This window comes from Mycetocola zhadangensis (genome assembly GCF_003668565.1).
In the GTDB taxonomy this organism is placed as follows: domain Bacteria; phylum Actinomycetota; class Actinomycetes; order Actinomycetales; family Microbacteriaceae; genus Mycetocola_A; species Mycetocola_A zhadangensis.
The window spans coordinates 192,292-215,459 of record NZ_RCWJ01000001.1 but is presented as its reverse complement, the minus strand read 5'-3'; the positions used below and the strand labels follow the sequence as shown (position 1 = coordinate 215,459).

Below are 23,168 nucleotides of genomic sequence, written 5' to 3'. Positions count from 1 at the left end.
CTCCTTCCGTTGTTCGTCCCTCATTCGTTCAGTCATAACGAGCCTCCGCCCACCAGCCCGAGTCGTCGAGCACGAGCAGCCATGCAGCCCCGCTGTCGTCGACGAGCTGGAAACGGTGAAGTCGCGTGCCACCGGCGTCCCACCAGCGTTCGGTGACCGGCCACGGCCCGGCCCAGGCGCTGACCGGGACCGTTGCCTTCCCAGGGGCGGCAAATTCAACGGGCGCGTCGGTGAGTTCGCCGCGGTCGTCAACGAGAACATCACGACCGTGCGCAGCAAGCACGGTGACAGACTGCCTTTCGGGGAAAACCGTCGCTGGCGGCGGGCCAGGCAGCTTGCCCGGCCAGGGCAGTGCTGATGAGGCCTGGACAGCAGCCTCTCCCCCGGGCGGCAGGTCTCCCCACGGAACGAGGACTCGACGTTCGGACGGCTGCCTGCCACCAGCGATGCGAGCGGTGAGCACGCCTGCGTGCCCGACCATGCCCTGCACACGGGACAGACCGGAGTGGATGCGCTCATCTGTTGCACCGCCGTAGAGCCCGGCTTCGTGGTTTCCGGCCGGGTCAACGCTTTCGGGTTCGACGCGGAGGGAGGAAATGGCGCTGCTCAGGCCACTTTCGGCCTGACCGGCACCCTGCAATTGCCAGCGCACGCGGTCGAGCACGTCGCCGGCGGTAAACCAGCGTGGGTGCAACCAGGTGCGTGACCGGGAGTCTCCGCTCTCTGTTTTCACCTCAATGCGAATGGCCGTCGCGACCAGGGAGGAAGACTGCAGCCGCGCAACGAACTCATCGGCGGCGGTGCGGAACGCAAACGCCACCTGGTCGACACGGTCGAGCGGCGGTTCGAATTCGAGAGCGCTGGAGTGATCAGCCGGAGGCACTCGTGCGTCGACGTCACTCGGGTCGAATCCGGAGGCGAGCCGATGCGCGAGCACACCGTCCGGGCCGAAGCGATCACGCACCTGCAGGAGGTCGAGCGCGGCGAACTCACCGAGGGTACGAATGCCGAGCCGCTGCAGCAGGACGGCCAGTTCGGGTCGATTCAGAAGATCGACGCCAAACGGGGCAAGGAACTCAGGTGAGCTTTCTGCGGGAACTATGCGAATGGCATCCGCTTCTCGAACCGACTGGAGCTTCGCTGCTTGTTCTGCAGCAAACGGGCCGTCGGCGATACCCACTCGGGCATCGCGAACGCCCACTCCGGCCAGGGTGTCGAGCAGTGCCTGGGCTGCCTGCCGTTCACCGCCGTAATACCGGCTCGGGCCGCGTGCTCGCATGACACAGGTACCCGGTCGCGAGAGTTGAACCCCTGGGACGATTTCTTCGACGGCGGCAATCACCGGCTCGAATGCCCGGTGATCGAGCACCGGGTCGTAAGGCAGGGCAATCAGGTCGGTGCAGCGCGACTGCGCCTCGCGCACGCGAAGTCCGCGGCGAACACCGTCTCGTCGAGCCGTCGGCGAGCAGGCAAACACCTCGCCTCGTTCGATCAGGGCGAGCGGGGTATCGATGCCGAAGTTCTGTTCGATTGCGACAGCGTTCGTCGGCCAGTCGGGGCACCAGAGCAGGAGGGTGCGGACGGGACCGGTGGTCATGATGCTGCCGCCTCGTCGTGTCGCGTGGGGTGCACGGTCGGCACCCCGGCAAGACCGGCAGAACGGATGGCCTGCTCAGAATCGGGCAGCCACATTTGTTTGCGTCGCGGCTTTCCCGAGAGCGTGCGACCGGTCACAGCGACGGTCACCCGACGCGCGGCCAGGTAGCCGTGGCCGTCACCGAGACCCATCCAACGGTCGTCTGTCACTCGCAGCGTTGCCTCGCTCTGCGGCCAGTCGCCGAGCGTGACGAGCGTTGAGCCGCGCTGGCGCAATCGTGAACTCAGGCGTGACACTTCTGCGGGAGAGACGGATGCCGGTGGCCGCGTCAGCACAACGGTTACGACGTCTGCCAATGCGGCGGTGACCTGCAACCACTGATCACCCGGTTCAGGAACGAGAACCAGTCGGTCAAGATCAATGCCTGCCGCCGCAGCCGCTTCGACACCGAGCGATGGCACACCGACGACGCCGCACCATGCTCCAGCTGCACTTGGACCGGCGAGGAGCGCGAGGGCGAGAGTTGTCGACTCGAGTACTGCGTATGCCGTGCCAGCGCGAAGCACTCCACCAGGCAGGAGTTCGGCAACACCGGGCGATGTCGGTAGTCCGTGTGAATCTATCCGAGTGGTTTGCATTCCTCGGATGCGGGCCTGCAGTTCAGCAACCTGGCTCGCCACAGCAGCCGAACCAGCGGCAAATGCCGGAGGTCGGGAGGGTGCGATAGCCAGGGACATGGGTTAATAGTCGAACACATCTTCGATAAAGTCAATCGGGAGAAGCACCCCGGGAGAGTCGGAAATTCTTAGCTCGCACCGCACGCATTGCGTCACAAATGTGCACGAATATGGTTCGCTCAGCACGCCGCAAGCAAAAGGACGTCAAGCCCCTGAGAGTGTCACGGCCACCTAGTGTTAACGGATGATGACGACTCATGATCTCCGGTTGAGCATTAGCGAGTGCTCGCTCCAGCTCGATCGCCCGATCACCGTCGGCATCTCGGGATACTGCGGTTCGGGCAAGTCGACGATTACTCGGCAGCTCCTCAACGATCTGCCCGGCAGCATCCGCATGCGGGGCGACGACTTTCTCGATCCGGCCCGATCGCATGTCCGCTCCAACGACTGGGACGGTGTCGATCGCGAGCGACTCGCCCGCGATGTCCTCAAACCCTTCAGATCCTCGCAGGCGACGCAGTTTCGCCGATATGACTGGGCTCGCCGCGAACTCGGCGATCTTGAGCCGCTCCCTCAGGCCAACGTGCTGGTCGTTGATGCAATTGGACTGTTTCACCCGGACACCCTGCCCGCTCTCGACCTCACGGTGTGGGTCGATGTTGAGTTGGACATCGCGGCCGAGCGCGGTAAACGTCGAGATCGGTCCCTCGGCAGGAATCACGACTCGCTCTGGGACGATGTGTGGATTCCCAACGAGCGCGCGTTTGATAAGTACTACCGGCCCAGATCAGAGGCCCGGTTCTTTGTCACGCCCGAGCTCCCAGAACTGTCCCTGTCATACTGAACGGCGATCCCCACCCGACGGAGTTTTGCGAAACGAGAACCATGCCCGACCCGACGAACGACAGCCCCGGCACGACGGCCGTCGACCTCGCACGGGTCGTGTGGACCGATGAAGACACTCCCCGATCCGATGTGTGGCGCTCAGAAAGCGGTTGGCCCGCGCCGACATCGGTGGTGACCGGTGACGAGTCGATGACCGCCGAGACAGCACTGCGCCTGGCGTCCGAGAGAACGGCCATCATGTGGACCGGCGACTTCCACAACGCGAAACAACTCCTTGCCGCCATGGGCAAACGCCTGGGCCCGTCTGCGCGGCCGAGAAACGACGACATCACCGCTGCGTTTGCTCGCTCCCGGAACGAAGCGCTGCGCCGGTCGACTTTCCTCGGGATGCTGCTGGTGCCGATTTCGGCGGACGGCACTATCCCGTTGCGCCGCTCCCCGAACGTCCGGCTCGCGACCGCACATGCCTGGGGTACGTCCGCCGAAGCATCCGTCGTTTCCCTCCGTGAACTGCTCGGCATCATCGGCGCAGAGGAATGGCGTGCCCGCGGGGTCGACGTTCCAGCGCTCGGGGCGAAGATCCACCCGCACTACGGTGTGTTTTCGCCGGTCCGCGGCGAGTACCTCGATCTGGTGGCGACCGCTCCGCTTCCGGCTGGCGCCGACACCGCCTTCGATATCGGGACAGGGACCGGCGTTCTGTCCGCGCTTCTCGCCCACCGTGGCATCCGTTCGATTGTTGCCACCGACCAGGATCCGCGCGCTCTGGCCTGCGCGACGGAGAACCTGGATCGACTCGGCTTCGCGGGCGCCGTGACCGTCGAGCGAACCGACCTGTTTCCGGACGGGCGCGCCGACATTGTCGTTTGCAACCCGCCGTGGATTCCGGCCACCCCAAAGGTCGCAACGGATTACGCCGTCTATGACGAGGGCGGGCGGATGCTCGCGGGGTTCTTGTCCGGTCTCGCCGACCACCTGGCACCGGGTGGCGAGGGATGGCTAGTAATATCGGACATCGCCGAACGACTCGGCCTGCGCTCACGCGGAGAGCTCCTCGATGCCATCGACGACGCTGGCCTCGTTGTGATTGCGCGGATGGACACTCGGCCGACGCACTCTCGGGCCACGGACACGAGGGACCCGCTGCACGCGGCCCGCGCGGCCGAGGTCACCTCACTCTGGCGGCTTGGAGCGGCCAGCTAGGTCGCGCGAGACCCGGCTCGGTCGGAAACGGTCGACCCAATGCTTGCTCGGTCGATGACGGTCGAAGTTTCGCGAAAAGTCCAGCCATCTTCGACCGAGCAACGAAGCGCGTCGAACGCGACGAGGTAAGGCGCAACGTGCGAACGCGACGAGGTAAAAGGCGGCAACGTGCGAACGCGACGAGGCAAAACCGGAACGGTCGACCGCGCGCGAGCTAGACCGGCGCGAATCCGTCGGCGCGCACACCCCAGCTTGCTTCCCAGGTTTCACCCGGCTTGAGCCAGCGCAGATCCTGACCCGAGTTGAAGGCATCGGCGGGCGCCGTCATCGGTTCGATGGCAACGACCTTGGACTGGCCGGGGTAGACCTCGTTCGTGAACACCTGCCAGTACCGAAAATTCTCGTCACCCCACACCGTGACCGAGCGACCATCCGGCGCGGTCACGAAGTGCTCCGACACGCCGTCGACGATCCGGGCACCACTGAAACCAGCGTCGATGTCGAGGTCGCCGAGGCGAACGCCCTTCCGCAGGTCAAAGGGGGTCTGCTCGATCGGGGTCTTCTCGCCGGTCGGCAGTGACCGATCATCAATCTCGATGCGCGTCGTGACGTGAACCGTGACGGTCAGGTCCTCGGGCTCGACGTCGCCGATGGTGAAGTACGGGTGGGCTCCGATCGCAACCGGCGCGGAGGCATCCGACAGGTTGGTAATCGAGTGGGTGACCTCGACACCGGCATCAACGAGCCGATAGGTGACCGCCGTGTCGAGCAGGAACGGATACCCCGACTGCGGGAAAACGCGGGCCTCAAGCTTGAGCGTCGATTCGGTGCGGGCCGCAACGGAGTACGGGGCGAAACGCAGCAGGCCATGGGACGCGTTGTTCTTCTTGGGCTCGGTGAGAGCGAGCTGTTGCTCCTGCCCGTTCAGCATCCACTTGCCGTCGCGAATCCGGTTCGGCCAGGGCACGAGCACCATTCCGCTGCCGTACGGGCGTTGCACATTCGCGTCGTATGGCGGAACGATGTCGATTCCGTGAACGCTCAGTCGACGGATGCCTGCGGCCACCTGTGTGATCGTGGCCTCGACGATCCCGCCCGATGAGGTTTCCAGGCTCAGGTCGAACTGTTCACCGGTGACTGCGGTCATGCGTTTCACGCTCCTCGTTGTGGTGTGCAGAAAAGCGTAGCGTTCGGCCCGGGAGGCGTCACGCGGTGACCACCTCGACGCCGGCGGCCGCAAGATCGGCCAGCACCGAGGCATCCGCACCGTCACTGGTAATAAGGACGTCCACGGCGCCGATCGGAGCGACAGCGCCGAGGCTGACCTGGCCGAGTTTCGACGCGTCGGCCACAACGACGACGCGGTCCGCTGAAGACACCATCAGTTGCTTGACCTCGGCCTCGGGCAGGTTGACGTTGGTCACACCGGCGACCGGGTCGACACCGTTGCAGCCGATGAACGCGATGTCGGCGTGCACCTGGTCGAGAACGGTTCGGGCGAGCGGGTGCACGAGGGAGTGCTGGAGCGGCCGAAGCGCTCCCCCGGTAACGATGACCGTGAACCGGGGAATCTGCGCTTCGAGCTCGAGCGCGATGTTGAGCCCGTTGGTGATGATGACGAGGTCCTCGAGGTCCTCGCGGGCGGCGAGCGCCTGGGCGACGGCGAGCGCGGTCGTACCAACGTCGAGAAGAATGCTCTGTCCGCTGCTGACGAGGACGGCGGCGTTGGTGCCGATATTTCGCTTCGCGAGAGCGGATGCCTCGAGCGATTTTTCGAAACTGGCTTCGCGAACGCGCTGGCCGCGTGGCACAGCGCCTCCGTGCACCCGGCGGATCGCGTGGCCGTCATCAAGGGCGGCGAGGTCACTGCGGACGGTGACTTCGCTGACACCGAACGTCTCGCTCAGGTCGGAGACTCGGAGGAATCCGCGGGACGCGATGAGGTCGGCCATTCGTTCGCGCCGTACAACGGCCGGAACGGTGTCACCCTTTGCGCCGCTGCCCGCACTCGAATCACCCATGCGCTCATCTTCAGTTAGTTTCGTTTTCTTGTCAATACATCAAGCGAAGCCTAGAATTACTTGCACTTGTGAAAGTCGGGCATGCGGAAGGCACACCTATGAACTCCATCACCTCGCAGTCCCACGTCCTCGCGGACGGGCGCGAAATCATCTACTTCGACGACGCTGACTCGACGCTCGGGCCCGAGCGGTCGGCGGATGCGCGGGACCTGCCCGACCGACCGGCAACGGCAAGCATGCGCCAGGACCCGCTCACCGGGGAGTGGATCTCGATCGCGGCCGCACGCCAGAGCCGGGTTTTCCTGCCGCCGGCTCACCTCGACCCGCTCGCGCCTCAGACGGAGACCAACCCGTCAGAGGTGCCGAGCAACTATGACGTCGCCGTCTTCGAAAACCGGTCGCCGTCGTTCGGCCCGCTGCTTGAAGACGAGAACGCTCCGCGTGGGCTCGACGACCTGACCGAGATCGGTATCGGACGCACCCGCACCTCTGTCGGGCGGTGTGAGGTCGTCTGCTTCAGCCCCGAGCACGAGGGATCCTTCGGATCGCTCACCCGCTCGCGTGCGCGCACAGTGATTGAAGCGTGGGCATCACGCACGGCGGCGCTCAGTGCGATGCCCGGCATCGAGCAGGTGTTCCCGTTTGAGAACAGGGGAATCGAGATCGGTGTGACACTGCGTCACCCGCACGGACAGATCTACTCGTACCCATACGTGACCCCGCGCACGCAGCGGCTGATGGCATCCGTCGAGAATTACGGTCCGAACCTGTTCGCTGACATTCTCGCAAGCGAACAGGCCGGTGACCGTGTCGTTCTTCAGGGTGAGCATTGGACGGCGTTCGTGCCATTCGCGGCGCGCTGGCCTGTCGAGGTGCACATGCTTCCGCACCGCCACGTGCCGGACTTTGCCGGCACCACCGACGAGGAGCGGGACGAGCTCGCGGTGCTCTACCTGCGCCTGCTGCGCGGAGTCGATCGGCTGTACGACACGCAGACGCCCTACATTGCCGCGTGGCACCAGGCGCCGGTGAACGTCGGGCGCGATGACATCCGCCTGATGTTGCAGCTGACCTCGCCTCGCCGGGCGTCAGACAAGCTCAAGTACCTTGCCGGTTCTGAAGCGGCCATGGGAGCCTGGATCGGCGACATTCCGCCGGAGCAGACAGCACAACGAGTACGTGAGGCGATCGCTCTCGCCGACAAGGAGACCCCCGTATGACGAACATCACCGCGCTGTCCGAACGCGCTCGCACCGGATTTGCCGCACGTTTCGATGGCGCAAGCGCCACCGGTGTCTGGCAGGCGCCCGGCCGGGTGAACCTCATCGGCGAGCACACCGACTACAACGACGGATTCGTTTTCCCGTTCGCGATCGACAGGTCGACAGTGGTGGCGCTTGCCCCGCGCGCCGACCGTACTGTGCGCGTCACCTCGGCGTTCAGCGACGAAATCGTCACGGTCGAGCTCGATGCGATCTCCCCTGACTCCCTGTCCGACTGGTCGGCATACCCGCTTGGGGTCGTTTGGGCGCTCGGTGAATTCGGTGCGAACCTCGCGACAGCCACCGGGTTCGACGCGTTTATCGACTCGGATGTGCCGATCGGCGCTGGCCTGTCGTCATCCGCAGCAATCGAGTGCGCTGTCGCGGTCGCCCTCAACGACATCTGGGCCCTCGAGTTTTCCCGCGAGACCCTGGCCAAGGTGGGCCAGCTCGCCGAGAACAAGGCCGTCGGTGCGCCGACAGGCATCATGGACCAGTCGGCATCGCTCCTCGGCAAGAAGGATGCCGCGGTGTTCCTCGACTGCCGCAGCCTCGACGCCGAAGTGATCGACCTGGGCTTCGAAGCGGCAGGCCTCGTCCTTCTCGTCATGAACACCCGGGTGTCGCACGCGCACGCCACAGGTGGTTACGCAGCTCGCCGTGCCTCCTGCGAGCGCGGGGCCGCCGAAATGGGTGCCTCCTCGCTGCGCGACCTCGACGTCGACGACCTGCCCCGGGCGACCGAGCTGCTCGATGACGAAACGCTGCGCCGGGTGCGGCACATCCTTACCGAGAACCGTCGCGTGCTCGACACAGTGCGCACCCTCCGCCTCGAGGGACCGACGGCGATCGGCGATCTGCTTGTGGCATCGCACGTCTCCATGCGTGACGACTTCGAGATTTCGGTTCCCGAACTCGACCTCGCCGTCGACACGGCCCTGGCTTCCGGCGCAATCGGTGCCCGAATGACCGGTGGCGGCTTCGGTGGAGCGGCGATCGCGCTCGTTCGTTCAGCTGATCTCCAAACGGTGTCGGATGCTGTCACTCGCGCATTCGCGGATGCCGCGTTCACAGAACCCGAACTTTTTACCGTCACTGCAGCTGACGGAGCGAGCCGGGTCGAGTAGGAGTCGTACAAGACAGGCCAGACGGGCCAGACGTTACCGTGTAACGGCTGGCCCGTTTGCCGTTCAACCCTCGGTCGGTTCGACGGCGGTTGGCGTGCCACCCGTGAGGCGCACAAGTTCCTCGAACGACGTTGGGAACACGGTGTTCGGGTGCCCGGCCGCGGCCCACACCTCCGGGTACTGTCCGAGCGCGGTGTCGACGAAGGTTCGCACGGGCTGCGGGTGACCGACAGGGGCGACTCCGCCGATGACCTGCCCGGTTGCCGACCGCACAGTTGCGGCATCAGCCCGTTTCAGTTTTCCTCCCAGCTGCTCGCCGAGCCACGCTGTGTCCACGCGGTGAGCGCCGGAGGTCAGTACGAGAACGGGTTCACCGTCGAGGGTGAAGATGAGCGAGTTCGCGATCGCGCCGACGTCGACACCGAGCGCCTCAGCGGCGTGAACGGCGGTCGGGGTGGCGTCGTCGAACCAGCGAACGTCGCCACCAGCTCCGCCGGCGCGAAGTTTCCCGAGCACTTGGTCGACCGCGGGGTGGCCGGCAGGATTCTCCGTCATGCCCGAGATCCTAGCGAAAGGGTTCGCGGTTTGATCGGTCGCGCTGAGAATCGCTCCGGGCATCGGTCGCGCTGAGATCCGCTCCGGGAGTCGATCGCGCCCAGGGACGTTCGGCCAATCGATTGGGCTCAAAGGGTCGTTCGCGAAATTGAGTCGGCCGATAGGGCTGTTCAGATTCACTCTGAACAGCCCTATCGGACGAATCGCTGCCGAACACACGCCTGGACGCCGACATCGAGAACAAGCCCGTGCGACGATCCGGGCTGAGGCCTGCGCGGCGCTACGGGTTGAGGCGCTCCGCGGTGTCGACGACGTTCGTGAGCAGCTGCACCCGCGTCATCGGCCCGATTCCACCCGGGTTCGGTGAGATCCACGACGCAACATCGGCAGCGGCCGGATCGACATCCCCGACGACACGGCTCTTGCCTGTCTCCGGGTCGGTCTCTCGGCTCACACCAACGTCGAGGACGATGGCGCCGGGCTTCACGGCCGAGGCCTTCACGATTCCGGGAACACCCGCGGCCGCGACGATCACGTCAGCGGTGCGAAGCAGATCGTCAAGACCGACGGTTCCGGTGTGCGTGAGCGTCACTGTCGCGTTGAACTCGCGACGGGTGAGCAGCGGGCCGATGGCGCGACCGACGGTGACACCTCGCCCGACAACAACCACGTGCTTGCCTGCCAGTTCGATACCGTGCCGCTGCATGAGCTCGATCGCGCCGCGCGGGGTGCACGGAAGCGGGGTCGAGATCGGCCGGTTCACATTGAGGACGAGGCGACCGAGGTTCGTCGGGTGCAATCCGTCAGCGTCCTTTTCCGGGTCGACCCGCTCGAGAATCGCGTCGGTGTCCAGGTGGGCGGGCAACGGCAGCTGCACGATGTAACCGGTGCAGGCCGGGTCTGCGTTGAGTTCGTCGAGCACGGCCTCAAGCTCTTCCTGGGTGATCGATTCGGGCAGGTCGCGACGAATCGACTCGATACCGACCTCCGCGCAGTCGCGGTGTTTGCCAGCAACGTACCACTGCGAACCGGGGTCGGATCCGACGAGAACGGTGCCAAGTCCCGGCACGATGCCTCGCTCACGGAGGGCGGTGACGCGCTCCTTGAGCTCAGCCTTGATGGTCGACGAGACGGCCTTGCCGTCGAGGATCTGCGCCGTCATTACTGGGTGAGGCCCGGGTACAGCGGGAACGCCTCGGTCAGCGTCGCGACGCGGGTCCGAAGAGCCTCAATGTCGGCTCCAGGCTGAAGAGCCGTGGCGATGACGTCGGCAACCTCGGTGAACTCGGCGTCGCCGAAGCCACGCGTCGCGAGCGCCGGGGTGCCGATACGCAGGCCGGAGGTGACCATCGGTGGGCGAGGGTCGAACGGTACCGAGTTGCGGTTCACCGTGATTCCGACCTCGTGCAGAGCGTCTTCGGCCTGCTGGCCGTTGATCTCGGAGTTGCGGAGGTCTGCGAGCACGAGGTGAACGTCGGTGCCACCGGTGAGTACGTCGACGCCAGCGGCGCGGGAGTCGTCGGCGGTGAGGCGCTCGGCGAGGATGTGTGCTCCACGGAGGGTGCGTTCCTGGCGGTCCTTGAATTCGGGCTGTGCCGCGAGGAGGAACGCGGTGGCCTTTGCGGCGATGACGTGCATGAGCGGTCCGCCCTGCTGGCCGGGGAAGACGTTCGAGTTGAGCTTCTTGGCGAGCTGCATGTCGCGGCTGAGGATGAAGCCAGAGCGCGGGCCAGCGAGCGTCTTGTGCACGGTCGACGACACGACGTCGGCGAATGGCACCGGTGACGGGTGCAGTCCGGCGGCGACGAGTCCGGCGAAGTGAGCCATGTCGACCCAGAGCTTCGCGCCGACCTCATCCGCGATGGCACGGAAGGCTGCGAAGTCGAGCTGGCGCGGGTACGCAGACCAGCCGGCGATGATGACCTGCGGCTTGTGCTCGAGCGCCTTGTCACGAACGACGTTCATGTCGACCAAGAAGGTCTCGGGGTCCACGCCGTAGGACACGGCGTTGTAAAGCTTGCCGGAGAAGTTGAGCTTCATGCCGTGGGTGAGGTGTCCACCGTGGGCGAGCTCGAGGCCGAGGATCGTGTCACCGGGTGTCGCGATCGCAGAGAGCACTGCGGCGTTGGCGCTCGCACCTGAGTGCGGCTGGACATTGGCGAACTCAGCACCGAACAGGCTCTTGGCACGCTCGATGGCGAGTGACTCGGCGACGTCAACATACTCGCAGCCGCCGTAGTAGCGGCGTCCCGGGTAACCCTCGGCGTACTTATTGGTGAGAACGCTGCCCTGGGACTGCAGAACGGAGACCGGCACGAAGTTCTCGCTCGCGATCATCTCGAGGTAGTTACGCTGGCGGCCGAGCTCGTTGTCGAGGACGGCGGCGATTTCGGGGTCGACCTCAGAGAGAGGCGCATTGAACGTGGAAGACAAACTGGCTCCTTAAGACAGCGGCGGACAGAAGAGGTAATCCGTATCGACCCAGGCGTTCGGCCGAATCCGTGTCAGTCGCTCCCTGATGGTGACCATCCAAGCCCGACCCTCAACCCGCTGATCGAAGTCAGTTGGTTCGAGCCGGAAACCTTTACGCCAGTTGCGACACGGCAATGGTATCAGGGACCCGCCACATCGCTCTCGTCGCCTGTAACCCGCCAGCGACGCTGACCGATGACGCAGCGAGACACGGAAACCGCATCGACGTTGCTGCTGAATGACGCTTCGGGCGAGTAGTGTCGCGAACAAAACACGCTCAAAAGTCCGACGAAACGGAACACATAATGAGACACCCGACGGGCAGCATTCTCCCCCTGCCGACCGAACAGCACGTGCCCGCGGGTGCGCCACCGTTCATCCTGACCAGCGCTTCGCGAATTTACGCGACGGATGCCGTGGCATCCGTTTCAACGTATCTCGCCACCATTTTGCGCAAGTCGACCGGCTTTTCGGTTCCGGTTGTGACCGCTGAGGGCGTGGGTTCAGCCGCCGGCACTGGCAACAACGACCAGAGCGGGCATGACATCACCCTGCTGCTCGATTCCGACGATAAAGCCGAGGTGGGCGACGAAGGCTATGTCCTCGAAACGTCTGCCAACGGCGCGCTGATCACGGCGCCGACGGCGGCAGGGCTGTTTTACGGTGTGCAGTCGCTGCGACAACTGTTCCCTGCCGAGCTGGAGGAGCATTCGGTGCAGTCCAGGGCCTGGGAAGCGATCGCAACGTCGATCGTCGATCGGCCGCGTTTTCGGTACCGCGGTGCGATGCTCGACGTTGCACGGCATTTCTTCGATGCGACAGAGGTGTGCGCGTTCCTTGACGACCTGGCGCTGTTCAAGATCAATGTTCTTCACCTACACCTGACCGACGACCAGGGCTGGCGTCTGGCGATCGAGAGCCGGCCGGAACTGGCGGAGGTCGGCGGTGCTAATGAGGTTGACGGTGGCCCCGGGGGGTTCTACAGCCGGGACGATTTCGCGCGGATTGTGGAGCACGCGGCGGCACGGTTCATCACGATAGTTCCTGAGATCGATGTGCCCGGCCACACCAACGCGGCACTTTCCGCACTGCCGGAGCTGAACCCGAGCGGGAAGGCCGCAGCACCATACACGGGCACCGAGGTCGGTTTCTCGAGCCTTGACACATCGAGCGAGACGACCTGGGCCTTCCTCGACGATGTGATTCGCGAGGTTGCTGAGCAGACGCCGGGGCCGTGGCTGCACTTCGGCGGCGACGAGTCACACGCCACAGACCCTGCGGACTACCGCGAGTTCGTCGCTCGGGCGAGTCGGCTCGTTGCGTCACACGGCAAGATCCCTGTTGCCTGGCACGAGGCAGGGATCAGCACCGACCTGGCCCCTGGCACCGTCGGGCAGTACTGGAGCTTCCTCATCCCGGAGAACGACTCTGCCGAGCGGGCACTCTCGTTCGTTCGGCAGGGCGGGTCGCTCATCCTCTCCCCCGCCGATGTTGCGTACCTCGACATGACCTACGACGAATCGAGCCCGATCGGGCTCTCGTGGGCGGCAGGGTCGACGTCGGTTCAGGAGGCGTACGAGTGGGAACCGACGAACATCCTCCCCGACGCGGCGAGCGCGATACTGGGCATCGAGGCGCCGCTCTGGACCGAGACCGTGCGCTCGAGGGCCGACATCGACTACCTCGTCTTTCCTCGGCTTCTCGCAGTCGCCGAGATTGCCTGGTCCGTGGCGCCGTCGGAATCAACGCGCCGCGCCTGGTCGGACTTCGCTGCCCGGCTCGAGGCATTTGGCCCGCGATTCGACGCACTGGGGATTCGGCCGGGAGGAACTGTCTCCACCTAACGCGTCCACCGGGCGACGACCGGAGCCTTGCAATGAGCCCGAGTCATGATCGATAATGATTGCACGAGCTTTTTCCAATCAATATTGATCACTCAGAACATCGGAGATCCGTGACCAGTCAGACCGCCGGCGCATACATGGCCGAAGAACTCCAAAGCCAACCCGACGTCTGGGCGCGGGCCGTCGATCTTGTCAACGAGCGGAAGCTCCTGCCGGGCGCCGGAGCCAAGGTAGCCGTCGTTGGTTGCGGCACCTCCTGGTTCATGGCCCAGTCGTATGCAGTACTGCGCGAGAAGGCGGGGCTCGGAGTCACTGACGCGTTCGCCGCGTCTGAGGCGTTCGTCGATCGTGACTATGACGCGGTGATCGCCATCACGCGCTCGGGCACGACGTCAGAGGTCCTCGAGTTGCTGTCGACCGTGAAGGGGCGGATCCGCACAATCGGAATCGTCGGAGACACCTCGAGCCCGCTCGTCGACGCCGCGGACGACGTTGTTGCCCTGCCGTTTGCCGACGAGAAGAGCGTCGTGCAGACCCGGTTTGCAACGACGGCGCTGACCTTCCTGCGTGCGTCGACCGGAGCTGACGTTTCCCAGTCGATCGCCGATGCCGAGACCGCACTGGCCGAGGACCTGCCGGAGGAGCTCGTCGCCGCCGAGCAGATCACATACCTGGGGCGCGGCTGGACCGTGGGACTCGCACACGAGGCCGCACTCAAGATGCGCGAGTCATCGCAGGCATGGACAGAGTCCTACCCGGCCATGGAGTACCGACACGGGCCGCTGGCCATCGCAGCACCGGGTCGTGCTGTGTGGCTGTTCGGCGAACTGCCGTCCGGTCTCGATCGAGACGTCGCAGCAACCGGAGCCCACTTCGAGCACTCATCACTCGACCCGATGGCCGACCTGGTTCGGGCACACCGCGTCGCGCTCGAGCGTTCGCTGCGTGCCGGCCTCAACCCTGACCTGCCGCGCAACCTCACCCGTTCGGTCATCCTCGACGCATGATCGCACCTCTCTCGCCGGTCCACCTCGGGCCGGGAGCAGCAGTCCTCGCCTTCGACGTCGGCGGAACAGACACCAAAGCCACGCTCGTCGACACCTCAGGGGCGCTGCTCGACACGGTTCGGGTTCCTACCCCGCTCTCTGTCGACGGAACGGGCGATGCCGTCCTCGCGCAGGTCGAGGCGCTGGCCGCACGCTTTCGTGCGGCGCACCCGACCATCGATATCCGCGCGGCAGGCCTGATAGTTCCTGGCCTCGTCGATGACGAATCCGGGATCGGAGTGTTCTCCGAGAACATCGGCTGGAAGAACGTGCCATTTCGTGACCTCGCCTCCGAGCGGCTCGGCGTTCCGGTGTATTTCACTCACGACGTCCGAGCGGCGGGTGCCGCTGAGTACACCCTCGGCAGCGCCGGGCAGTATTCGAACGTGCTCGTTGTCGTCATCGGCACGGGAATCGCGAGCGCGATCTTCGTCGACGGTCGCCCGTACTCCGCTCACGGATATGCCGGCGAGATCGGCCACGCAGTCGTCGACCCCGGCGGGGTTCTGTGCGCATGCGGCGGCCACGGTTGTCTGGAGGCCATCGGATCTGCTGGCGCCATCAGTCGCCTCTACCGTGCCGGGCTCGGCACTGCTGATCCGGTAGACAACGCAATCGGAGCCCGTGAGGTTCTTGAACGGGCGCAGGCGGGTGACCTTCGAGCGCAGAAAGTCTGGTCAGATGCGACGGATGCCATCGGGCTGGCTCTCGCACAGAGCGTCGCCTTGCTCGCTCCAGAAGCCATAGTGATCGGCGGTGGACTCGCCCAGGCGGGCGACGCACTGTTCGGGCCTGTGGAGAAGCGAATGAACTCCTTTCTCACCTTCCACAGGCGACCTGTGCTTCTTCCGGCCACCGTCGGTGAGAACGCCGGTCTCGTCGGAGCAGCGCTCGGTGCGCGCCGCATCCTGACGGCCGAACCGACGACCGAACCGACGACCGCGTCATGATCGTCACGGTCACCCCGAATCCCGCGATCGACGTCACCGTCACCGTGGATCGTCTGAATCCGGGAGAGACGCACCGGGTCCCCGCGGGCATCCGTCGTGCTGGTGGCAAGGGAATCAATGTTGCTCGTGTCCTGAAAACCATGGGGGCGGATGCTGTCGCGATCGCTCCGGTCGGATCTTCTGATCGCGAGTGGTTCGCTGATGACCTCGGAGCTGTGCCGTCGACTCTCCTCGAGGTTTCGGGACACGTGCGGCAGTCGACAGCGCTGGTGGAGCCGAGTCAAACGACAATCTTCAATGAGACCGGTATTGAGTTGGCGGAATGGGTGTGGCCAGCCCTCCTCGATGCGGTGGGAGCACAGCTCGTCGACGCCGGGTGCCTGGTGATCTCGGGGAGCATTCCGCCGGGCTGTCCGCCGTCGTTGTACGGTCAGCTCGTTGCGCTCGGACGTGCCCGTGGCATCCCGGTGATCGCGGATGCGACGGGGAACGCGCTTCGTTCGGCGGCTGAAGCCGGAGCGACGGTCGTAAAACCCAATGCTCGTGAGCTCGCTGACACGACGGGCAAAGCAGATCCGGTCGCCGGGGCCCGCGAGCTCCAGGCGCTCGGCGCCGGCCTCGTTCTTGTTTCGCTCGGGGAGGACGGCATGATCGCTGTTCCCCGGAATATCGACGAGCCGGTCCTTCACGCGCGGCTCGGCCGCGTGCTCACCGGCAACCCGACGGGTGCTGGGGATGCGGGGGTGGCTGGTGTGGCTTCGCTGATCGACAGGGGCCAGGTGCCGGTTCCTGCGAGCAGCTCCTCTCCCGACCAGACCATCGACATCGACATCGACACCAAGCTCGCCATCGCCGCCGACACCAACACCAAGCTCGGCATCGACGCTAACCCCAACCTCAAGCCCGACTCCGACTCCGACTCCGACTCCGACTCCGACTCCGACTCCGACTCCGACTTCAGTCTCTACCTCACCCTCGACACCAGGGCCATCCTTTTGCGGGCGACGGCCTGGTCGGCTGCAGCGGTCCTCGAGCCACTCGCCGGAAGCATCAATCCGGAGCGGGCGGCCGAGATCGAGGCGGAGCTTTCCACCACGACATTCCCCAGCGATCCGCCTGCACCCGTCCGACCCGTTGAAAGAAGATCATGACCCTCACCGCAACTCGCACGCTCATTGACGAGGCCTATAGCTCGGGGACGGGCATCGGTGCTTTCAACGTCGTCTCGCTCGAGACCGCTGAGGGGCTCGTCTCTGCGAGCGAACGGGCAGGGCTCGGGGTAATCCTGCAGATTTCCGAGAACTGTGCCCGCTATCACGGCTCGCTCGCGCCGCTGGCGAAAGCAGTGCTCGCTATGGCGACATCTGCCGCCACACCGGTGTCTGTGCACCTGGACCACGCGGAGGATGAGGCATTGGCGCTCGAAGCAATCGACCTCGGGTTCAGTTCGGTGATGTACGACGGCGCCAAACTGCCATTCGCAGAGAACGTTGCGGCAACCCAGCGAATCGTGGCGGCGGCCCACGCGGCCGGTGTCTTTGTTGAGGCTGAGCTCGGCAAGATCGGCGGGAAGGATGGCGCACACGCACCAGGAGTGCGCACCGACCCTGTCGAAGCGCGGGCCTTCGTGGCCGATACCGGAGTGGATGCCCTCGCCGTCGCCGTTGGTTCGTCGCATGCGATGACCGATCGAGTGGCGACGCTTGACCTTGACCTCATCACGTCGTTGCGCGCGGCGCTCGATGTTCCGCTTGTGCTGCACGGCTCCTCGGGGGTGGCTGACGACACGCTCGTGGCTGCCGTTCGGTCCGGTATGACAAAGATCAATGTGTCGACTCACCTCAACGGGTTCTACACTCGGGCTGCCCGCGAAGTTCTTGACGGTGATCGGGCGATCGTTGATCCTCGTAAGTACCTCACTCCGGCGCGGGAAGCGCTGAGCCTCGAGGCAGAGAGGCTGCTGGTGCTCTTTGCCCGCGGTACAGGTGGGTCGAATGAATCGTGATGAACGACTGACGGCTGTACTTGACCTGCTCGCCGAAAACGGACAGGTCGAGGTCGAGGACCTCATGACGACACTCGGCGTGTCACCGGCGACAGCTCGCCGCGACCTTGACACGCTGGCACGGCAACAGTTGCTCACGCGCACACGGGGTGGAGCGGTGGGTAATTCCGTGGCCTATGACCTGCCCATCCGATATCGAAACGAGTCGAACGCCGACGCGAAGCAGCGCATTGCGCAGGCGGCGAGCGCGCTAGTTCACCGTGGAAGTGTCGTTGGGCTCTGTGGTGGGACGACGGCAACGGCGATCGCCTCGGTACTGTCCACCCGGTCGGATCTGATGGAGCCGTCACCCGAGCCCAGCCTGACGGTCGTCACGAATGCAGTGAATATTGCGGCGCAGTTGGCGGTGAGACCACAGTTCAAGGTGGTTGTGACCGGTGGCGTTGTTCACCAGCGGTCCTATGAGCTGGTCGGGCCGTACAGTGACATGGTTCTGCAGGGAATCGCTCTTGACCTTGCATTCATCGGAGTGAATGGAATCGATCCGGTGCACGGTGCGTCGGTGAATGACGAGTCTGAGGCCCAGGTCAACCGGCTGATGGCCACCCGCGCGACGCGCGCGATTGTCGTTGCGGACTCCGCAAAAATCGGTGTGCGAACGTTCGCCAGCGTCGGGGGTGCTGACATCTTTGCCAGCTTCATCACCGATGCGGGGATTTCTGATGAACAGAAACATGCGTTCATCGATCACGGCATCGACGTTATCGTTGCTTCGTGACAGTAAATCTGACGGCAAATCGGCCCGCTCCCATCGACATCGTCATCCACTCCGCTCGACTCGTGTCAGGAGGAATCGAAACTCCAGACGCTTTCGTCGCGTTTGCTGGCGACACGATTGCTGTCGTCGGCACGGGGAATGACTGGGCACAGCTTGATCCGAGCGAGGTCGTGAACGCGCAGGGCCTCACTCTTGTTCCGGGGTTTATCGACATCCATGGGCACGGCGGAAACGCGAGCTCCTTCGATGACGGGGCTGACAGCATCCGTTCGGCTCTGAAGGTGCATCGCAGGCATGGCACGACTCGGTCGGTGCTTTCGCTCGTCACAGCGTCGGTCGACGATCTCGAGAAGCGTGTTGGTGTGATTGCCGATCTGGCTGCGAGTGACCCGACGATTCTCGGTTCGCACCTTGAGGGACCTTTTCTCGATGTGGGCCATAAGGGTGCTCACGATCCGGAGCTCCTGCATTCCCCCGCGGTGGGCAGCGTTAACCGCCTCATCAGCGCCGCACGAGGAACGCTGCGCCAGGTGACGCTTGCACCAGAGCTTCCCGGTGGTCTGGATGCCATCCGTCAGTTTGTGAATGCTGGTGTCGTCGTTGCGGTTGGCCACACTGACACAGACTTCGATGGTGCGCTGGAAGCATTCGACGCTGGTGCGAGCATTCTCACGCACGCGTTCAACGCTATGAATGGAATTCACCACCGGGCGCCGGGTCCGGTCCTGGCTGCTGCCGCATCGCCGTCCGTGACGTTGGAGATCATCAACGATGGTGTTCACGTGCACCCGGAGGTGGTGCGTCTGGCGTTCGCTGCCGCTCCCGGACGAATTGCTTTGATCACGGATGCCATGGCTGCCGCGGGTTCGGACGACGGCGTCTACCAGCTCGGTTCACTGTCTGTCACCGTGACGGACGGTGTCGCTCGACTTACCGAAGGTAACTCGATTGCCGGGTCGACGCTGACGCTTGATGAGGCGTTGCGTCGTGCGGTGGTTGAGGTTGGAATTGATCTGACGGATGCCATCACAGCGCTCACATCCACGCCGGCGCGAGCGATCGGTCGGGCCGGTGACCTCGGGCAGCTTGCTGCGGGATTCGCTGCCGATGCCGTGCTCCTCGACGAGGAGTTTGGTGTGGTCTCGGTGTGGGCGGCAGGCGTGCGGGTTTAGAACGGAGGGACGTCGTCCACGGACGGTGGCGTGCTCGGTGGCTCTGATGCCGGCGGTGCCGTTGGGCTCGAGGGCGTCGTCGGACTCGAAGGTGTCATCGGACTCGTAGACGTCATCGGACTCGAGGACCTTGTCGGACTCGAGGACGTCGTCGAACTCGATGACCTCGTCGGACTCGAGGACGCCGTCGGGAAGAACGTCTCTGGCGCCGTGACGTACCTCCGGCCCAGCGGCGACGTCCATTCCATGAACCCGTCACCCATTTGTCGTACCTCCCACGTCGTCTGGTGTTTCAAACGATGGTGATGTCGGCACTGATAGGCAAGGTTGTCGAAGTGAGTGGGGCCATCGAACTGCCAAGCGACCGTGTGATCAATGTCGCATGTCGCCGCTGACCGATTGCAGCCGTACCCGCGACAGGTGCCGTCACGAATACTAAGCGCGAGTTGCAGGTCTTTCGGAACCGCATATCGGTCTCGACTGAGCGAGAGAGGCACACCGGTCTCGGGGTGAACAAGCAACCGGATGAATGAGGTGGCCTCACCGGCAAGTTCCCTTGCGGTTTCGGGGTCAATCGGGCCGTACCCGTCCAACTGCGCCGGCTCATCACCCTTCCCCATCAGGGTCAGAACAGGAACCGTAACGATGACCGTGGGTCTGATGCCGCGCAGACGACGCCGGCGCTTTTTACTCTTTTGCGCCGAATCGGAAAGGGGCGCGCCCGACCCGACCGGAGACTCCCCCGCTTTCTGGTTGTTCTCCGGGGCATCCACATTCCAGCGGGGCAACGCTACCCAGGGACGTGCTCGCCTGAACGCCCTCAAGCATGGCGTCTACAGCGACGTCGAGACTGAGTTGCGTAAGGGTGCGTGGTTCATCCTTACGTTGCAACCGCATCGCCTGCTGGCGAACCGCGTTGTAGAACGCCATTGCGGTCTCGGCTGGCTGGTACAGACTGACCCAGGCCATGCCGTCAAGGTCCGGCTGGAACTCGATGCGCCGACGCTCGAACGCTTCCGTGCGACGCACGGAAATCGATTCCGGGTGGAGTCGCTCGCGCAGTTTGCGAGCCTTGTTGCTGAACTTTGATGGCGTCAGTGTCTTCGCCGACTCAAGCACAGCGTCTTCAAAGTCGCTTCGCGATTCGGGACCCAGAGTCAGCGCCTGATCGATCATGAGTTGCGCGTGCCGATAGGAAATCTCACCGTCGGCGAGCGCTTGAAAGGTGCCACCGAGCTCGTGAATCAGCATCTCGCTGTCATTGATCAGAGCCCTCGCCGTCGATTCCGGAATTCGCAGTGCGCAGGCAATCTCGGAGACGAAAGAGCGGAAGGCAAGTTGTTGCACCTCAAACTCGCTGCGAGGCTCGCCCGGGATGACGACGGAGTGCGCGGTCAGCTCGTTCCATTCACGAGCCTGGTCGATCAGTTGGGCCATGCTCGCTTGCGCGTGGGATATCAGTGCGGCCAACGCCACGACGCCATCAACGATCGCTGACTGCGCGTCAGCGTTGAGAGCCATCTGGGTGGGCTCGGCTTCGATCGGTTCTTCATCGCCGACATCAACTCCAGCACCAGCACTTCCTTCAGCCTCGTCTTCGTGGTCGGCATCAGCACCAGCACTTCCCTCAGCCTCAGCCTCGTTCTCAGCATCAGCATCAGCATCAGCATCAGCGGATCCGGCAGGTTGGACCGGGTGGTCGGTGGCCTCATCGGGCGAGCCACCCGACGGAGGTGGTTCAGCGTTGTGGTCTTCTTCGTCCATGCATTTATTCAATACCCGACCACTGACATCCGTTCTATTGAACTCTCACCAGCTCCCCTGAACATCCGAAGATCTTTCTGTCTTTGAGCTAGTGCGTTGGCCGCTCACGTATGCAAAGCTGGGCGCATGCCAGCCAGCGATCCCAAAGACGATCTCCACAGCTATCTGCAGCGAGCACGAGAAGCACTGCTGTGGAAGCTCGAGGGGGTCTCTGAATACGATGTCCGCCGACCGCTCGTTCCGACCGGAACCAACCTGCTCGGGCTCGTCAAACACGTGGCAATCGTCGAAGCCGGATACCTCGGCGCAACCTTCGGACGCCCATTCCCTGAACCACTGCCATGGCTCGACGACGACGCTGAGCCCAACGCAGACATGTGGGCGACGGTCGACGAGTCACGTCAGTCGATTATCGATTTCTACCGACGCGTCTGGGCACACTCTGACGCCACTATCGAGAACCTCGATTTGAGTGCCCTCGGCTCCGTCGCCTGGTGGGCCGAGGACCGACGCGAGACGACCCTGCACCGCATCCTCGTGCACATGATCGAGGAAACGAATCGTCACACCGGCCACGCCGATATCGTTCGCGAGCTCATTGACGGCGCTGCCGGCCTGCGAGCGAACGTGTCGAACCTGCCCGACGAAGACGAGATCTGGTGGGCCGAGTACGTGGCGCGACTCGAAGAAACTGCCCAGGCGGCGGCCGCCTCGTCGCTCGACTAGCGCAGCAGTCCGCCTGGGCCGAACAACACGTCGGTAAACCACACAAGCGCAACGACGATCAATGCCACAACGGCGAAGAAGCCGAGCGCCCGATTGATGCGGCGTCTACTCACCGTGCCCGGACGGAACGACTCTCGAGAGACCCTGTCGAGGTTGGGAAACAACACCTGGAACGGCGGATCCGCAGACTTTACGACTGGCTCGTTGTCGTGCTCCCCCTTGATGCCTTTTGGATCGACCATACGGCGACCCTACCCGTGATCCGAACACTCGAAAAGGCCAGCGCGCGGGCACGCCGATCAGGGACAGATGTCCGTGCATTCCGCGCGCGCAGGCGCGGTTACCTCCGCGACCGCCGATGGCTTGGTAGCGTACCGAGAACGGAGGTGACGATGCTGAGCCCTGAACCGAACATCACGGCGAACGACATCCCCGACGAGCCCGTTCTCGTTCTGATGGCGAGCGCCGCACTCGGGCCCGCCGCCTGGGGGCCCGTCGAGAGTGAACTCCGCTCCCGTGGCTGGGACGTCGTGATCGCACCGTCCGCGGATGAAGTCGACCCTCGAACACCAGCAGACGCCGCCCTCGCTTACGCGACAGCAACACCTGCCGACCGACCGGTCATTCTCATTCCACATTCCAGTGCCGGAAACTTCGTGCCCACCCTGATCGAAATACGCAACGTTCTTCGCGTCGTCTTTGTCGACGCAACCATCCCTGTGGCATCCGGAAAACAGCCGCTCGCTCCGCCGAAACTGCTCAAGACGCTTGAGCCACTCGCCGATGAGGATGGACTACTCCCACCGTGGACCGAATGGTTCGACGAGCAACAGATCGCCACACTGTTCCCCAGCCCCGCAATGCGCTTCCACATAGAGGCGCAGCAGCCGCAGCTACCGTTGAAGTTTTTGCGCGGAGTGCTGCGTATCGACGCGGACTGGGACCGAACACCGTCAAGCTACCTGGCGTTCGGCGACACCTATGCCGCCGAGACCGCTCGCGCACAGGCCCTGGGTTGGCCGGTCACTCAACTTGGCGGCCGCCACCTGCACATGATCGTTGACCCGGTGGGGGTCACGGACGCGATCCTTGACCTGATCCCTCATATGTGACCCGCATGCTG

Annotated in this window: 23 protein-coding genes, 1 pseudogene and 1 riboswitch; of the genes and pseudogenes, 14 read left to right on the top strand and 10 right to left on the bottom strand. The window is 64.2% G+C overall.

Features of this window, described 5'->3' with window-relative positions; translation table 11 throughout:
• Positions 1–28: 28 nt before the first annotated feature.
• Together D9V28_RS01040 and D9V28_RS01035 are read right to left on the bottom strand one after the other, a co-directional pair.
• Positions 29–1,597 (bottom strand): DNA polymerase Y family protein, encoded by a 1,569-nt coding sequence (locus D9V28_RS01040; protein WP_121657872.1) that lies wholly within the window; start codon positions 1,595–1,597, stop codon positions 29–31.
• The gene (locus D9V28_RS01035) at positions 1,594–2,334 is read right to left on the bottom strand and encodes a hypothetical protein (protein WP_229727671.1); all 741 of its coding nucleotides are present in this window, start codon (positions 2,332–2,334) and stop codon (positions 1,594–1,596) included. The genes D9V28_RS01040 and D9V28_RS01035 overlap by 4 nt, the downstream gene beginning before the upstream one ends.
• A 184-nt stretch (positions 2,335–2,518) precedes the next feature.
• On the opposite strand from D9V28_RS01035, the gene D9V28_RS01030 reads away from it, so the two are divergent.
• Entirely contained in the window at positions 2,519–3,118 is a 600-nt protein-coding gene (locus tag D9V28_RS01030) for a uridine kinase family protein (RefSeq protein WP_229727670.1), read from the top strand.
• A 41-nt stretch (positions 3,119–3,159) separates the two neighbouring features.
• Positions 3,160–4,323: a methyltransferase gene (locus tag D9V28_RS01025; RefSeq protein ID WP_121657871.1), complete on the top strand. Its 1,164-nt coding sequence runs from the start codon at positions 3,160–3,162 to the stop codon at positions 4,321–4,323.
• A gap of 214 nt (positions 4,324–4,537) precedes the next feature.
• On the opposite strand, the gene D9V28_RS01020 is transcribed toward D9V28_RS01025, so the two are convergent.
• Both D9V28_RS01020 and D9V28_RS01015 read right to left on the bottom strand, forming a co-directional pair.
• Entirely contained in the window at positions 4,538–5,470 is a 933-nt protein-coding gene (locus D9V28_RS01020; protein WP_121657870.1) for an aldose 1-epimerase family protein, read from the bottom strand.
• Positions 5,471–5,528: 58 nt separating this feature from the next.
• Positions 5,529–6,344, bottom strand: a complete 816-nt coding sequence (locus D9V28_RS01015) for a DeoR/GlpR family DNA-binding transcription regulator (protein WP_121657869.1) — start codon at positions 6,342–6,344, stop codon at positions 5,529–5,531.
• Positions 6,345–6,442: 98 nt separating this feature from the next.
• Here D9V28_RS01015 and galT point away from each other — a divergent pair, with 98 nt between their 5' ends.
• Positions 6,443–7,564, top strand: a complete 1,122-nt coding sequence (galT, locus tag D9V28_RS01010) for a galactose-1-phosphate uridylyltransferase (RefSeq protein ID WP_121657868.1) — start codon at positions 6,443–6,445, stop codon at positions 7,562–7,564.
• Positions 7,565–7,569: 5 nt separating this feature from the next.
• Positions 7,570–8,733, top strand: coding sequence for a galactokinase (galK, locus tag D9V28_RS01005; protein ID WP_229727746.1), 1,164 nt, complete (start codon positions 7,570–7,572; stop codon positions 8,731–8,733).
• A gap of 63 nt (positions 8,734–8,796) precedes the next feature.
• Here the strand turns inward: galK and D9V28_RS01000 are convergent, their stop codons facing one another.
• From D9V28_RS01000 to glyA, 3 genes are all read right to left on the bottom strand, one after another.
• Complete coding sequence (locus tag D9V28_RS01000) at positions 8,797–9,288, bottom strand: YbaK/EbsC family protein (protein WP_121658827.1); 492 nt, start codon at positions 9,286–9,288, stop codon at positions 8,797–8,799.
• Between the two features lie 280 nt (positions 9,289–9,568).
• A complete protein-coding gene (locus D9V28_RS00995; protein WP_121657866.1) occupies positions 9,569–10,450 on the bottom strand; it encodes a bifunctional methylenetetrahydrofolate dehydrogenase/methenyltetrahydrofolate cyclohydrolase in 882 nt (293 codons plus the stop codon).
• A complete protein-coding gene (glyA, locus tag D9V28_RS00990; RefSeq protein ID WP_121657865.1) occupies positions 10,450–11,721 on the bottom strand; it encodes a serine hydroxymethyltransferase in 1,272 nt (423 codons plus the stop codon). Before glyA ends, D9V28_RS00995 begins: the two co-directional genes overlap by 1 nt.
• 39 nt (positions 11,722–11,760) lie before the next feature.
• Positions 11,761–11,895: riboswitch (ZMP/ZTP riboswitch) on the bottom strand.
• A gap of 170 nt (positions 11,896–12,065) precedes the next feature.
• Here glyA and D9V28_RS00985 point away from each other — a divergent pair.
• The 8 genes from D9V28_RS00985 to D9V28_RS16190 all read left to right on the top strand — a co-directional run bounded on the left by D9V28_RS00985 (position 12,066) and on the right by D9V28_RS16190 (position 19,861).
• Positions 12,066–13,604 (top strand): family 20 glycosylhydrolase, encoded by a 1,539-nt coding sequence (locus tag D9V28_RS00985; protein ID WP_121657864.1) that lies wholly within the window; start codon positions 12,066–12,068, stop codon positions 13,602–13,604.
• Between the two features lie 110 nt (positions 13,605–13,714).
• Positions 13,715–14,611, top strand: coding sequence for an SIS domain-containing protein (locus D9V28_RS00980; protein ID WP_229727669.1), 897 nt, complete (start codon positions 13,715–13,717; stop codon positions 14,609–14,611).
• A complete protein-coding gene (locus D9V28_RS00975) occupies positions 14,608–15,600 on the top strand; it encodes an ROK family protein (protein ID WP_121657863.1) in 993 nt (330 codons plus the stop codon). Before D9V28_RS00980 ends, D9V28_RS00975 begins: the two co-directional genes overlap by 4 nt.
• The gene (locus D9V28_RS00970) at positions 15,597–16,751 is read left to right on the top strand and encodes a 1-phosphofructokinase family hexose kinase (RefSeq protein WP_121657862.1); all 1,155 of its coding nucleotides are present in this window, start codon (positions 15,597–15,599) and stop codon (positions 16,749–16,751) included. Before D9V28_RS00975 ends, D9V28_RS00970 begins: the two co-directional genes overlap by 4 nt.
• Positions 16,748–17,605: a class II fructose-bisphosphate aldolase gene (locus D9V28_RS00965; protein ID WP_121657861.1), complete on the top strand. Its 858-nt coding sequence runs from the start codon at positions 16,748–16,750 to the stop codon at positions 17,603–17,605. Before D9V28_RS00970 ends, D9V28_RS00965 begins: the two co-directional genes overlap by 4 nt.
• The gene (locus tag D9V28_RS00960; RefSeq protein WP_121657860.1) at positions 17,595–18,383 is read left to right on the top strand and encodes a DeoR/GlpR family DNA-binding transcription regulator; all 789 of its coding nucleotides are present in this window, start codon (positions 17,595–17,597) and stop codon (positions 18,381–18,383) included. Before D9V28_RS00965 ends, D9V28_RS00960 begins: the two co-directional genes overlap by 11 nt.
• On the top strand, positions 18,380–19,555 hold the full coding sequence (nagA, locus tag D9V28_RS00955; RefSeq protein ID WP_229727668.1) for an N-acetylglucosamine-6-phosphate deacetylase: 1,176 nt from the start codon (positions 18,380–18,382) through the stop codon (positions 19,553–19,555). Before D9V28_RS00960 ends, nagA begins: the two co-directional genes overlap by 4 nt.
• A 30-nt stretch (positions 19,556–19,585) precedes the next feature.
• Positions 19,586–19,861, top strand: a complete 276-nt coding sequence (locus D9V28_RS16190; protein ID WP_229727770.1) for a hypothetical protein — start codon at positions 19,586–19,588, stop codon at positions 19,859–19,861.
• 131 nt (positions 19,862–19,992) lie between these two features.
• On the opposite strand, the pseudogene D9V28_RS16485 reads toward D9V28_RS16190, so the two are convergent.
• Together D9V28_RS16485 and D9V28_RS00945 are read right to left on the bottom strand one after the other, a co-directional pair.
• Positions 19,993–20,328: pseudogene (locus tag D9V28_RS16485) on the bottom strand (DUF222 domain-containing protein); the annotation flags it as partial.
• Positions 20,243–21,319, bottom strand: coding sequence for a DUF222 domain-containing protein (locus D9V28_RS00945; RefSeq protein WP_121657858.1), 1,077 nt, complete (start codon positions 21,317–21,319; stop codon positions 20,243–20,245). The gene D9V28_RS00945 and the pseudogene D9V28_RS16485, both read right to left, overlap by 86 nt.
• Positions 21,320–21,445: 126 nt before the next feature.
• Here D9V28_RS00945 and D9V28_RS00940 point away from each other — a divergent pair, with 126 nt between their 5' ends.
• On the top strand, positions 21,446–22,045 hold the full coding sequence (locus tag D9V28_RS00940) for a DinB family protein (RefSeq protein WP_121657857.1): 600 nt from the start codon (positions 21,446–21,448) through the stop codon (positions 22,043–22,045).
• On the opposite strand, the gene D9V28_RS00935 is transcribed toward D9V28_RS00940, so the two are convergent.
• Positions 22,042–22,287 carry a hypothetical protein gene (locus tag D9V28_RS00935; protein ID WP_121657856.1) on the bottom strand — a complete coding sequence of 82 codons (246 nt, stop codon included), beginning with the start codon at positions 22,285–22,287 and terminating at the stop codon, positions 22,042–22,044. The genes D9V28_RS00940 and D9V28_RS00935 overlap by 4 nt on opposite strands.
• A gap of 150 nt (positions 22,288–22,437) precedes the next feature.
• On the opposite strand from D9V28_RS00935, the gene D9V28_RS00930 reads away from it, so the two are divergent.
• Positions 22,438–23,157, top strand: a complete 720-nt coding sequence (locus D9V28_RS00930) for a hypothetical protein (protein ID WP_147440889.1) — start codon at positions 22,438–22,440, stop codon at positions 23,155–23,157.
• Positions 23,158–23,168 lie beyond the last annotated feature (11 nt).